This window comes from Bacillus sp. E214, assembly GCF_008087365.1.
In the GTDB taxonomy this organism is placed as follows: Bacteria; Bacillota; Bacilli; order Bacillales; family Pradoshiaceae; genus Pradoshia.
Window position 1 is genome coordinate 147,073 of record NZ_VENN01000003.1, and the last position, 12,810, is coordinate 159,882.

Annotated in this window: 15 protein-coding genes and 1 other annotated feature; of the genes, 12 read left to right on the forward strand and 3 right to left on the reverse strand. The window is 34.8% G+C overall.

Translation table 11 applies throughout. The annotated features are described in order from the left end of the window. Positions 1–150: 150 nt before the first annotated feature. From FHY47_RS13195 to FHY47_RS13230, 8 genes are all read left to right on the forward strand, one after another. Complete coding sequence (locus FHY47_RS13195; RefSeq protein ID WP_139891480.1) at positions 151–1,029, forward strand: SMP-30/gluconolactonase/LRE family protein; 879 nt, start codon at positions 151–153, stop codon at positions 1,027–1,029. 200 nt (positions 1,030–1,229) lie between these two features. Next, positions 1,230–1,457, forward strand: coding sequence for a helix-turn-helix transcriptional regulator (locus tag FHY47_RS13200; RefSeq protein WP_066102397.1), 228 nt, complete (start codon positions 1,230–1,232; stop codon positions 1,455–1,457). Further along, a complete protein-coding gene (locus FHY47_RS13205; RefSeq protein WP_066101743.1) occupies positions 1,447–1,791 on the forward strand; it encodes a DUF2178 domain-containing protein in 345 nt (114 codons plus the stop codon). The genes FHY47_RS13200 and FHY47_RS13205 overlap by 11 nt, the downstream gene beginning before the upstream one ends. 194 nt (positions 1,792–1,985) lie before the next feature. Beyond that, positions 1,986–2,336, forward strand: coding sequence for a hypothetical protein (locus FHY47_RS13210; RefSeq protein WP_066101738.1), 351 nt, complete (start codon positions 1,986–1,988; stop codon positions 2,334–2,336). Positions 2,337–2,717: 381 nt separating this feature from the next. After that, positions 2,718–3,341 (forward strand): hypothetical protein, encoded by a 624-nt coding sequence (locus FHY47_RS13215; protein WP_066101735.1) that lies wholly within the window; start codon positions 2,718–2,720, stop codon positions 3,339–3,341. Next, complete coding sequence (locus tag FHY47_RS13220) at positions 3,334–4,095, forward strand: ABC transporter permease (RefSeq protein ID WP_148630851.1); 762 nt, start codon at positions 3,334–3,336, stop codon at positions 4,093–4,095. The genes FHY47_RS13215 and FHY47_RS13220 overlap by 8 nt, the downstream gene beginning before the upstream one ends. A 25-nt stretch (positions 4,096–4,120) precedes the next feature. After that, positions 4,121–4,789 (forward strand): ABC transporter ATP-binding protein, encoded by a 669-nt coding sequence (locus FHY47_RS13225; protein ID WP_187393492.1) that lies wholly within the window; start codon positions 4,121–4,123, stop codon positions 4,787–4,789. Positions 4,790–4,803: 14 nt separating this feature from the next. After that, complete coding sequence (locus tag FHY47_RS13230; RefSeq protein ID WP_139891476.1) at positions 4,804–5,790, forward strand: ABC transporter substrate-binding protein; 987 nt, start codon at positions 4,804–4,806, stop codon at positions 5,788–5,790. 120 nt (positions 5,791–5,910) lie between these two features. Here the strand turns inward: FHY47_RS13230 and FHY47_RS13235 are convergent, their stop codons facing one another. Next, positions 5,911–6,339, reverse strand: a complete 429-nt coding sequence (locus FHY47_RS13235) for an RrF2 family transcriptional regulator (RefSeq protein ID WP_066101725.1) — start codon at positions 6,337–6,339, stop codon at positions 5,911–5,913. 136 nt (positions 6,340–6,475) lie between these two features. Between FHY47_RS13235 and FHY47_RS13240 the strand changes: the two genes are divergently transcribed. From FHY47_RS13240 to FHY47_RS13250, 3 genes are all read left to right on the forward strand, one after another. Further along, positions 6,476–7,234 carry an SDR family NAD(P)-dependent oxidoreductase gene (locus FHY47_RS13240; protein WP_066101722.1) on the forward strand — a complete coding sequence of 253 codons (759 nt, stop codon included), beginning with the start codon at positions 6,476–6,478 and terminating at the stop codon, positions 7,232–7,234. Positions 7,235–7,493: 259 nt separating this feature from the next. Beyond that, positions 7,494–7,883: a hypothetical protein gene (locus FHY47_RS13245; protein ID WP_148630856.1), complete on the forward strand. Its 390-nt coding sequence runs from the start codon at positions 7,494–7,496 to the stop codon at positions 7,881–7,883. 154 nt (positions 7,884–8,037) lie between these two features. Continuing rightward, positions 8,038–8,850 carry an alpha/beta fold hydrolase gene (locus tag FHY47_RS13250; protein WP_066101718.1) on the forward strand — a complete coding sequence of 271 codons (813 nt, stop codon included), beginning with the start codon at positions 8,038–8,040 and terminating at the stop codon, positions 8,848–8,850. A 70-nt stretch (positions 8,851–8,920) separates the two neighbouring features. Here the strand turns inward: FHY47_RS13250 and FHY47_RS13255 are convergent, their stop codons facing one another. Then, positions 8,921–10,126, reverse strand: a complete 1,206-nt coding sequence (locus FHY47_RS13255) for an MFS transporter (RefSeq protein ID WP_148630858.1) — start codon at positions 10,124–10,126, stop codon at positions 8,921–8,923. A 64-nt stretch (positions 10,127–10,190) separates the two neighbouring features. Continuing rightward, positions 10,191–10,461 (reverse strand) — a binding site (T-box leader). A 541-nt stretch (positions 10,462–11,002) separates the two neighbouring features. Here FHY47_RS13255 and FHY47_RS13260 point away from each other — a divergent pair. Next, positions 11,003–11,905: a patatin-like phospholipase family protein gene (locus tag FHY47_RS13260; RefSeq protein ID WP_148630908.1), complete on the forward strand. Its 903-nt coding sequence runs from the start codon at positions 11,003–11,005 to the stop codon at positions 11,903–11,905. Positions 11,906–12,071: 166 nt separating this feature from the next. Here FHY47_RS13260 and FHY47_RS13265 read toward each other — a convergent pair whose 3' ends face one another. Then, on the reverse strand, positions 12,072–12,665 hold the full coding sequence (locus FHY47_RS13265; RefSeq protein WP_139891472.1) for an SCO family protein: 594 nt from the start codon (positions 12,663–12,665) through the stop codon (positions 12,072–12,074). Between the last annotated feature and the right edge of the window lie 145 nt (positions 12,666–12,810).

Sequence of the window (12,810 nt, forward strand, 5' to 3'; positions counted from 1 at the left end):
TCATCTTTAAATGAATGAAATCCGTGCCTATTTTTATTGCCGGGCCAATTTCTAGTTAGTAAAATGAGCCAGTTTAGCGAAAGAAGGATTACTTCTTATCGTTATAGAATAAAGGACATAGAGAAAATAATACTAAACGAGGTGTTTGGCTTGGTAGGAGTTTTAGAATTGGTTCTAGATGTAAAAGCGACACTGGGAGAAGGTCCATGCTGGGATAGGCAAAGACAATTGTTATATTGGATTGATATTTTAGAAAAAAAGATATACATCTTTAATCCAAATACAAATGAAAACCACGGAATTCAGTTAGAACAATATATTGGGGCAATAGTACCTCGAAATATAGACGAAGCAGTAGTGGCATTAGAAAATGGTTTTTATTTTTTGAATTACTCCACGGAAAAAGTAACCCTGATAAATGAACCGGAGAGTCACTTGATTAATAATCGGTTTAATGATGGAAAATGTGATGCTTATGGACGCTTTTGGGCAGGTACAATGGACAAATCTTATATTAAAGAACAAGGTTCCCTTTATTGCTTAGATACAAATAGAAAAGTAGAGAAGAAGCTGAGTAAGATTGGCTTATCCAATGGCATGGCATGGTCACCTGATAATAAATTTATGTATCACATAGATACTCTATCTAAAAAGGTTAGTTGTTTTAATTTTAATCTTGTTACGGGTGATATTGAAAATCCCGTGGAAATTATCAGTTTCAAAGAAGAAGAAGGAATGCCTGATGGTATGACTATAGATGAAGAAGGAATGTTGTGGATTGCCCATTGGGGTGGTTCAAAAGTATCTAGGTGGAACCCTAAAACAGGTGAACAGATAGGCTCCATAGAGGTCCCAGCACTAAATGTTACATCTTGTACTTTCGGAGGGAAAGATTTAAATGAATTATATATAACTACAGCAAAATCGGGACTTAGTGAAGAACAACTTAAGAATTACCCATTATCAGGAGGACTTTTCAGGATCAAAATGGATGTAAAGGGAAGTCCATCTTATTCGTTTAAAGGGTAATAAACCTGATTGTTGAAAGAACATCTCTAGGCTGTTTTTTTATAAATATAAAAAGGGTGAGAATCGATGATAGGATTCTAACCCTTTTTAATTTGCATAATAATATTTATCCTTTGTATAAGTTTACTTTACTTTTATAAAAGTGTAGTTTATTATATATTTATGGTAAAAAAAGGAAGGTGTTGACCTTGAAAGAAAAAATGGAGGATTACGTTGAAAATAAAGTATATGAGCATCGAGTTTTAAAAAGATTGTCCCAAAAAGAGCTGGCTGACGCTGTGGGAGTATCCAAACAAACCATATATGTGATGGAGAAGAATAATTACTCTCCTTCCCTTGTTTTAGCTTTTCGAATTGCTGAGTTCTTTAACGTAGATATTAACCATATTTTTACTTATGTGAAAGGGTGCGATCAAAATGAAAAGTGAGGAAATATCAAATACAACTTTTTATCCATTAAAAACTTGGGCGGAAGCATCAACTGGTAATTGGAATATGCTTATTGGCATCGGTATTTTATTGCTTATAGTCGGAGTAATTCTGTTGTACGTATTTTATAGAAAAATAGGTAAGGCTGACGAAAGAACAAATCAAATACACTTAAAAAGTACCTTCATTATGTTAAGCGTAGTAATTTTATGTGACGTAATTTTCCCGAAAGAATATATGTGGCAAATTTTCTTCTTATTTAAATATTCTCTTGCATTCATTGCTTCAGGAATATTTCTAGCTGTTCAATATAAAAAGGATTTTTTAAACTAAGTAGGAAACAGAAGATCATTTAATTCATACAAATTTAAAAAACGGGATATTACAATACTATCCAGAGCTGTGAACAGCTCTATTTTTTATGCAGCAAAAAGGGGATGTTTTGTAATAATATGTATATAACAGATATAATCATAGTATTGTATATTTGCAAGCTTCATTTATAAAGTTGAAATGGGGATTAACTAATGATTTGGAAACAAAATAGAAATTGCAACCATACTTCATATAAATTTGAAGCTGATTTTATGAGTGACCCAATTTGGTGTAATGATTGTGGAGTAAATTTGGAGATAGATAATTTCCCTATATCAGATAAATTACAGGAAGAACTATTGGAATGGATATCGGAATATGGCAATTGGATTGAGTTAGAAACCGACCTATTAAAGGAAAATGGAGTAAAGCTAGAGGAATGGCACAATGAAAAAGGATTGCGGCTGTTCCAGGAAGTGAAGAAACAATTACGCGGAAAATATCCAATCGTATTTGTCCCATCTAGTTCAGCACAACAATATAACGAGTTAGAAAATGGTTGAAGCAGTTAAAAGTTGAAGACCAAGACTGCTACTGAGTAGTAATTATGGAGGCTAATGGGACAGATTCTCTATTAGCGAAATAATAAGTTTTTATGGATAAAAGTATTTAAACAAATGAAGTCTTTCTAGAAATAACAAAGGACATAATCTATTATCCTAATAGGTTATGTCCTTAATTTATATATCTATTTTAAATTTGGTGATGATAAATTAAAGCTAACTGTAAGGACAGTAGATATTTTAAGGTTTAACAGATTTTACTTTCTTTGGCAATGATATAAATGAATATGAACTTCATTGATAACCATTATCATTTATGATAATATTATTCAGAAATAATTTTGTTAATCTTTATCACTTCTAATTAGAAAGGAGAAGGAAGTGAAAAAATATATTTGGCTAAATCCTGTTGTTTTAAAAATGTATGAACAGGAAGAATTATATTCTACCTTAGAATGCTTAGATTTTCAGGTTGTTACTTGTGAGGAAAATCACTTGATGACTGTGAAAAATAAATACAAAGAGCGATACGAAGGATGTAATCAGCTCCTTTGTGATAATAGATGTCCTAAAGCAATTTCCTATGTAAAAACTCATTATGATCAAATTGGCCAGGAGTACGCTACTATCCAACCAATCTTAATTCATTGTGCTGAAGAACTGGCTAATAGATATAAAGATGATGATGCAGAACTATATATCATCACTCCTTGTACAGATTTAAAAGACCTAGGAACTAGCTTGGCATTGAAAAATACGATATTTCAAACATGGACTGAATTTTGCAGAGATCACCAAATCAAGCTTAATAGTAAACCAACTGAAAACAGTCCGATTCCACCAGGCTTTTTTGATAATATCCCTAATGTAGTCAGCCTTGCATCGAAGGATGATATTGATTGCTTTTTCCAGAGTACTCCTAAGCAAGAAAAACAATTAATAGAAATGTTATATTGCCAAGGTGGCTGCCATAATGGAGATGGAGTTAGGATAACAAATGAATAATCTTATAAAAAGATTGATACCGATTGCTTGTATTTTAATCGCATGGTATTTATGCAGCTATTTCGAAGTTTGGAGTGCCTATATTCTGCCTAGTCCAATGCAAGTATGGAATACCTTTGTATCAATGGTACAAAACGGAGAATTATTTATTCATATCTTTGCAAGTTTATATAGAGTACTAGTCGGCTTTTCGATTGCCTTTGTATTCGCCTTTTTTCTAGGCATCATTGCTGGTTTAAAGCCTGCCCTTTCTCCTTATTACAATCATATTGTGGAGTTCTTCAGAAATGTACCTCCACTTAGCCTGATTCCCTTGCTAATTTTATGGGTTGGTATCGGAGAAGAATCCAAAACAATCATAATCATTTTAGCTTCCTTTTTTCCAATGTTTTTAAATATAAAAAAGGGCTTTGGTTCTTGTGATTATAAGCTTTTGGAGGTCGGAAAAGTTTTAGGATTAAATCCAAGGCAACGTTTTCTGAAAATAATTCTTCCGTCTGCTGTCCCAGATATTCTTTTAGGAATGAAGGTTGGCCTGGGATATAGCTGGAGAGCTATTATTGGTGCTGAAATGATTGCCGCTGCAAGCGGTTTGGGGTACTTCATATTGGATGCGCAGACGATGTCTCGCTCTGATAAAGTGATTGTGGGAATTCTGGTGATCGGCCTCCTGGGAGTCATCTGCGATAAAACTTTCTCGTTCTTTAGCAAGAAATTCACTCGTATTGGAGGTATAGACAATAGCTGGGATTAAAATAAATCAACTTTATAAAAGTTTTATGGTAGATGGAAAAAAGCATGATGTTTTAAAAAATGTTAATGTCGAATTCCCTCAGAATAGCATCAGTGTCATTCTCGGAAAAAGCGGATGTGGGAAGACGACACTCCTGCGCATATTAGCCAATCTGGAGCAATGCGATGCAGGAGAAGTGTCCATTAATAGCAATGAAAAAATTAGCTTTGTATTTCAAGAACCCCGTTTGATGCCATGGTTACCCGTATCTAAGAACATTACATTCGGTTTAGAAAAACAAAAGATTAATGATGTGGAAATAGAAGAGTTAATGAATTTGATAGGATTAAAAAAGTTTGAAAAAGCCTATCCACACCAATTATCCGGAGGCATGCAACAAAGAGTCGCATTAGCAAGAGCATTAGCCTATGACCCATCCATTATCTTAATGGATGAACCATTTGCTGCACTCGATTATTTCACACGTGAGGCAATGCAGAAAGAATTAATAAGAATTAACCAACTAAAAAAGAAAAGTATAATCTTTGTTACCCATAGTATCGAAGAAGCCATAGCAATAGGACAAAATATCTTTGTAGTTAATGAAGGAAGGATTCATGCTCAATTTAACTTAGAGCAATATGAATATCCAAGAGATGTATTATCGCCTTCTCTAATAGAAATAAAGAAAAACATCATAGAAAAACTAGCGTGAGAGTGGGACATAAAATGAAAAAATGGTTATTATCTTTACTTGCTTTACTGAGCATATCAGTTATCGTTGCTTGTGGAAAAGATACCGATTCTGATAAGAACAGTACAAAAAATAACGAGGAGAACACGTATACTGTTGATAAGGTGCAGACAACTTATGTGCAATCTCCTTTAAATATTCCTTCTATTGTAGAAAAGGAAAAAGGATTGTTGGCCAATTCTTTTGCGGAAGAAGGGATTGAATTCGGCTATTCCAATTTAACAACCGGCCCTGAACAAACTCAGGCTTTGGCTTCAGGTGATATCCAATTCCTGAATGCAGTCGGTGCCACATCTGTCATTTTATCTGCATCGAATGGAGCGGATATCAAAATTATGAGCATGTATAGCCGTTCTCCTGAGGCTTTCATGTTATTTACAAACCTGAAAGATATTAAATCACCTGAAGATCTAGCAGGGAAAAAAGTTGCTGGTCCAAAGGGAACAATTTTACATGAACTGCTTATCAATTATTTAGCAACTGAAGGCTTAACAGAAAAGGATATTGAATTTGTTCAAATGGATATACCTTCTGCACAAGCAGCGTTAGTAGCAGAGGAAGTCGACTTTGCGTTACTAGCTGGCCCTACCGCATATAATATGATTCAAGATGGGTACCAGGTGGTTACAAATGGTGAAGGGCTGGTCGATGGAACAATTGTAGTTGCAACTAGTGAAGATTTCTACTCGAAGAATCCTGGCTTAGTAAAGAAATTTTTACAAGTACAAGAAGAGACACTGCAATATATCGATGAAAATTATGAGGAAGTCATGGAAATTACAGCAAAGGAAACCGAACTACCTCTAGATGGTGTAAAAGAAATGTATGAAATGTATGACTTCAATATGGAAATCAAACCATCAGATATCGAGAGTATGGAAAAAACAGTGAAATTCATGAAAGAGAATAATATGATCGAAAATGATGTAGATATTGAGTCCTTAATTTTAGATGTAGAATAATAGTAAAAAGCATGTTTCTGTATCAAGAAGCATGCTTTTTTTGATTAAAAGATATGGCAATACTAAACGGCCTCAATTTGATAGTGTAGAGGTGTTTTATTGTAAAATATAAAGGTAAAATCAAAAAAGATTCTTTTTTAAAGAACTATTTGCAAGATCATTAATAGAATATTGGCTCAAGACATCTTTTATTTTATGTTGTGCTTCTAGTAGAATATCTAAAATATTTTTGTCCATTTCATCGATTTCTTTATCCATTTTAGTCGGATGTGCGTCTTTCACAATGGCAACATACACATCATAAAGAGTTGTCTTTTCGGGATTAACAACCAGCTTATAACCACCGTAGCGCCCTTCAAAACCTTCAACCATTTTTTCCTGCATTAATTTAGCTAATACCTTCCTAATAAAGCTCGATTCAACATTTAGTTTTTCAGTTAAAGTGCTGCTAGTTACAAGCTTTTTTTCGTTTGCAAGTATTGCTAAGGACTTAATGGCAACGATGAAGTTCGTTTTACCTAAGTAGCTTAATTGTAAGAGGTCTTCCATACATTCACGTCCAATCTGTTACTATTTTAGCAATGAATTGTTTGAAATTAAAGATAAAATGATTGACCTTAAATGGATGGATTGTTAAGTTTTAAGTGTGATAAAAAATCACATTTAATCGAATGGAGGGATTTTGATGGGACGTTTAGATAATAAAGTAGCAATTATCACGGGTGCTGCGTCAGGTATGGGGTTAGCTGCAGTTCAATTATTCATAAGTGAAGGCGCAAAGGTTGTAGCAACAGATATCGCATTTGATAAGTTAGAAGAAGTAACTGCTGTAATAGAAGGCGATATACTATGTGCTCGTTTAGATGTCACTTCTGATGAAGATTGGAAAACTGTAATGGAACAAACAAAAGAGGCATTTGGTAAAATTGATATTTTAATTAATAATGCCGGTGTATCGTTTCATAAAACACTTTTGGAAGAAACATTAGATGGATGGAATCGTACTATTAACTTAAATTTAACCTCCGTGTTCCTAGGAATGCAATCCGTTATTCCTTATATGCAGGAAAATAGCGGTGGATCAATCGTCAATTGTGTATCTTTAGCAGCGATTATTGGAAGCGCTGACAATGGTGCAGCTGCGTATGCTGCAGCAAAAGGTGGTGTCCGTGCCCTATCAAAACATGCAGCTATCAACTTTGCTAAAGATAATATCCGAGTAAATTCTATTTATCCAGGAGCCATTTTAACAGGTGCTGCCGAGCGTCATGGTGTGACATCCCGAGAAGTATTGGGGAAAGCATTTGAAGGTACAATACCATTACCACCATTCGCAGGTGAAGCGATTGATATTGCTAACGGTTATTTATATTTAGCCTCTGATGAATCCAAATTTGTTACTGGTGAAGAATTAATCATTGATGGTGGATGGAGTTCTAAATAGTTTTATTTACCTTACTGAATTTACGGGGTAAAAACGGTAAATAAAAAGAGATATTTTACATTACTGGTGCTTTGACTTTGAATATGTATAATGAACCAAATGTTGCGTTGATTCAAAAGGATTAACGCTTTTTTCTGTTGAACCTCTTATGTGGTGGAGAAACAGTTAGCTGAAGAAGGATTTCTTAAACCTAATAGAGAATTTACTTGTTTAGAGTGACTTTTTGGAAGAGTATGCTCGTGATAAAGGGGGAAATATGATGCGTTTCACTGTCACAGGTCATGAGTTGAATACGGTACATGATATGAAAAAAATAACTTTATTATTAACTCAAGCAACCTTAGATGAGCTACATAAAGAAGAAAATAAAAAAATCCAAATAACGACTTCTCATTGTTTAATCATTGCCGACAAAATCAATACAAAAGAACCTATTATGGGTGAGATGTCTTTATTGGAACAATCAATCCTTGAAGCAGAAGATGATATACACAGCATTATTAATGAAGGCAATACTACCAATTTATCTGGAATGATATTGCTTAGAAATGTAAAAATAATTCCATTTTCAGCACCTGATAACATCATTGAATTAGAATCCTATGCACTTTATACGGATCATATTATGGGCTTTAGTCTTACTGATTGATATGTATAGGTGAGAGTGATACTCCGAGCAGTCCGCTTCATATGATGTGACCAGCTCTTTTTTTCTAATTCTATAAACTGGGCAAGAAGGCCATGGAACGAATTATAGAGAATATTGAATGTAGGATTTACTGCTTAGAAATGAGGTTAATAGGATGCCATATTGCAAAGTCTGCCAGGCAGAAATATATTATGAAGACATAGGTGAAGGTAAACCCATTTTAATGTTACACGGGTATTCCCTCGATCATCGATTAATGAAAGGGTGTATGGAACCCATATTTACTGATAGAAATGGGTATCGCCGTATTTATTTTGACCTTCCTGGCATGGGTTTGACGAAAAACTATGATGACATTACAAATGCTGATGATATGCTGAATACCGTTCAAGATTTTATTCAAGCCATCCTGCCTGACCAAGAATATATCATTGCAGGTGAGTCCTATGGGGGATATATAGCAAGAGGAGTTATTCAAAATCAATATGATAGTTTATTAGGTGCTGCTTTTATCTGTCCGGTTATCTTCCCCTATTTAGAAAACAGAAGAGTGGAGAAACATCAAATATTTAAGACGGATGAAGAATTTTTAGCCACATTAACAACGGAAGATGTAGAGAATTTCAGCAAAAATAATGTCATACTTGATGAATACACATGGTTGAGGTATAAACGAGAGATTGTAAGCGGCAGTAAACTAGGTGATGAAAAATTTTTGATGGCGTACATAGACCAATATGGATTTTCCTTCGAGATTGACCAAACAAATTTTATTAAGCCAAGCGTTTTCCTGCTGAGCAGACAAGATTCGTCTGTTGGCTATCAGGACGCACTCGAATTAATTAAAAAGTATCCTAGAGCAACTTTCGCTATTTTGGATAAAGCAGGCCATAATTTACAAATTGAACAGCCCGAAATTTTTAACGTTCTAATAAATGAATGGTTGGATCGAATTGAAGGATTATGATAGATTATTAAATAATACAAAAAACAGGTACTTTCTCTTTTCTAGAAAGTACCTGTATTATTATTGTTTTTTATACTTGAATATAATAACTTCTTTTCGAATGATCAGATATAACAAAATTAATGACCAGCCCCAAAAGGAAAAAAATAAAGGAACCCATGATATAAACAGGGCGAATATCAAATAGTTCGGCAGATAATCCAATTAAGGCTGTACATATGATGATTAAAACTGCCTCTAGCATCCCTAAGACACTGGAGAATCTGCCCATAATATCTACAGGCACATTGTTTTGGTAGAAGGTTAAAAAGCCTGTATTTGCAAATGATAAAGAAAATGTTAAAACGAAAAATCCTATTGAAGCCCATATAAAATCGTTTGAAAAGGCAAAGATTAGATAACCAATCGGAGTGAAGAACGCTCCAAGTCCCATTAGTACATTTATTTTCAATTGATTCGCAAAGATTGTATTTACTAGTGAACCCCCAATGATTCCTGCACCGGCAATACTAACAAGAAATCCATAGGTACTTTCGGATAAAAAGAGAACTTTGGTTGCAAATGCAGCCTCTAATGAATCTAAGGCAGACATACATACAGAAATTCCGCTAAACAGAATATATATTAATGTTATATGTTTATTTGTTTTATTGAATTGAAGGATGATTCTCCAATCATTCACCATTAATGAAGGTTTAATTTTTTCATATATACGATCTTCACTCCCAAATTCTACATTTGGAAGAAACAAAATAATAATTACTGAAAAGAACAAAGCGAAAGAATTTATTTGGATTGCTAAATTAGGAGAACCAATGATAAAAAGGAAGCCCGCTATGGAAGGCCCTAGTATAAAACCACAGGAATTAATAAAATTTCGCATGGCATTAAATCGTTGTCGATTTGTTTTTGGAATTAATTTTGTCATGTAGACCATTGAGGTTGGTTCAAAAATAGACCTGGCAATATTGATGATAAATACAATGAAGTAAATAAATGGAAGTGAATCTAAAAACGGTAAGATAAAAATAAAAATGGCTCTTATGATATCTAGATAAATCATGAGCTTTCTTTTATTGAACCGATCAATTAAAGTCCCAGACCAGAAATTTGTACATAAGGATGCAATAGGCAATAGGATATATAGGATAGAAACGGCTAAGGGTGATCCTGTCTTATCCAAAATAATTAAATTTAATGCAATCAAATAAATCCATGCACCAACATTCGATACTCCAATTCCAAGTAAGAGTAAAAGGGGGTATTTCCACTTCATTTAATCCACTCCCAGACATTGATTTTTAGGCCAATAAAAAAGTCTCACCTCCAAGGTTAACAACCTTGGGGACGAGACTTTTGGAATTTAGAAGTTCGCGGTGCCACCCCAGTTTATTTCTGTGTCGCCACAGAAATCTTTTCGAGTACGCAGGACAAGGCCTGGTTATACTCTATCTCTTTAACGGGAGAAACCGACGCATAATCAATATCAGATGAAATATCCTATACGAAGCTCCGAGACTTGGTTCGGCGGGCTATTACATCCTCCATTCTCAGCTACTGGAGTTCTCTGTTATGCTTAAGCGCGCTTACTCTTCTCTTCATCGCTTTTTCCTTATTATGGATTTATAACATTATATATTGTTTTGAATAATATGGAAATACTAAAATAAAAATAAAAATGGGGATGTACTTCCTGATTTATAATTTTGTATTTACTAAGATTGAAATAGTATTTTTTTCAGTCACCACTTTGGCAGTCATTACAGTTAGAAAAATATATATTATTTGCCTTATAATAAATGTAAAGGGTCATAGCATAACTTCCTTGTTGAGGATTAGTTGTTCAACTTATTTAGTGGTATCAATAGATATATCAACAACGTCCTTGTATTATGGTGTTATGTGACCGGATTGTAGTGAAGAATAAGTTTATTACTATCCTACCATTTAAATAGAATGTAAGAGCTGTCCTCTTATTAGCCATACTTCCCTGGCTTTCGGGACAGCTCCTTTTTACTAGGAAAAATAGTATAGATTAACCAGCGTTATAGAAGTTTTGATACGTTACAATTGATTGTGGATGAAGAGAGGCTTATGGCTTAAACAACATCTATAAACATCTATAATGAGCATGAATAAAGGAGACTTTTTGATGATTCCTATCAATATAAAAAATACGAGCTTGATCTTAGAGGGCGGAACATTCCGCATGGTATATACAGCGGGTGTCTTAGACGGTTTTTTAGAGAAAGAGATGATGTTTCCTTACATATTGGGAATCTCTGCGGGTGCTATTAGTGCTTGTTCCTATATTTCTGAGCAAAAAAACAGGACGATTCGCTTTATATCTACTTACCGGAATGATAAGCGCTATGTCGGAGTGCGCAATTTTCTAACGGAGCGAAGTCTGTTTGGGCTGACGTTTGCCTATGATACGGTTCCTAATCAGTTGGATTTCTTTGATTGGGAGACATATCAAAACTATCAAGGTCAAGTTTTGTTTGGCGTGACAAATGCCTATACCGGACAGGTAGAATACATGGATGGTAAAACAATGGACAAAGGGGCTACAATTTTGCGGGCCACATGTGCTATTCCAGTCCTGTTTCCTGAAATTAAAATAAATAATGTTCCTTATTATGATGGAGGATTAGCTGATTCGGTACCAATCCAAAAGGCGATAGCAGATGGCTATGAAAAGCATGTCATCATCTTGACCAGGCCGCCGGGCTACAGGAAGAAGCTCGACAGTCAGACAAAATGGGCAGTGAAGCTATTGCGTAAGAAATATCCGCAACTGGTTCAAGCCATGGAGAACCGTGCACATCATTATAATCAAACCATGGATTTGATAGAAAAGCTGGAGCAAGAAGGGAAAGCATTCGTTTATCGACCGCCGTTTGAACTTAAGAGTTTTGAAAAAAACACAGAGATTATGTGGAAATCACATAATAAAGGGTTAGAACAATTTCATGACCGAAATCAGGAATTACTAGATTTTCTTGGAGCTGATTATGCAGGCTGCAAAGCTGAAGCTTCTCTCTTGGAAATATAGGTTTCTCTAATTGTGCGAGGGATAGTATTTCCGCATAAGAACAAGACTGTCAATGGACAGTCTTTTCTTATACTCTTAGAGTGGATGGAGAAGGTTGATTGGTTTGATAATTAAAAAAGCTGTCTTTTTTTGCCTACACCTTTATATACAAATCTTCTGGAATCAGCTACATCTTTTCAGCATTCTTAACAATTTTCTTGTAAACTTCTTCTCGGTCAAAATCCTTTTCTCCCATTCCAAATACTTCAATGACACGGTTTTTTTCATTAATAAGATAAGTGGCATTTGTGTGGATTAGGAATCCTGAACCGGGGTCTTTATATTGGAAACGGAATGCATCTGCGAGCTTTCTTGTATCCTCTGCATCTCCACGCAATACATACCATCCGTCTGCAGCAGTTGTTTTAAAGGTCTCACCGTACTCTTTCATAATCGGGAGTGTATCCCGAGCTGGATCAATTGTGACTGTCAGGAATTCGACTTTATCGCCAAACAGACCGTCTTTCACAAGCCGATCGCGTATATCGACCATTTGATAGGTTGTATTTGGACAGACATCAGGACAGTTTGTATACATAAATTCCAATAGGCGTATTTTTTGTGGAATTTCCTTGAATGAATAATCCGTACCGGTAGTGGATTCCATTGTAACTTCATTAGGAAACTCCATTTGTGACTGCCTATAACCAGTGAAGTAGTATATACCAGCACCGATACTTAAAATTAATAAGATAGTAAAACCTATATATAACTTTTTCATATCGTTTAACAGTTCCCCTCTGTTTGTTATTCCTCCCCTATTTTACCATTATATAGATAGTGGTTATGGTAAAGTTGTTGGAAACTTGTGAGAAATGAGTGTCTATTTTGTGTCGTATGGAGAAAGAATGAATTAAGGTTCTAAC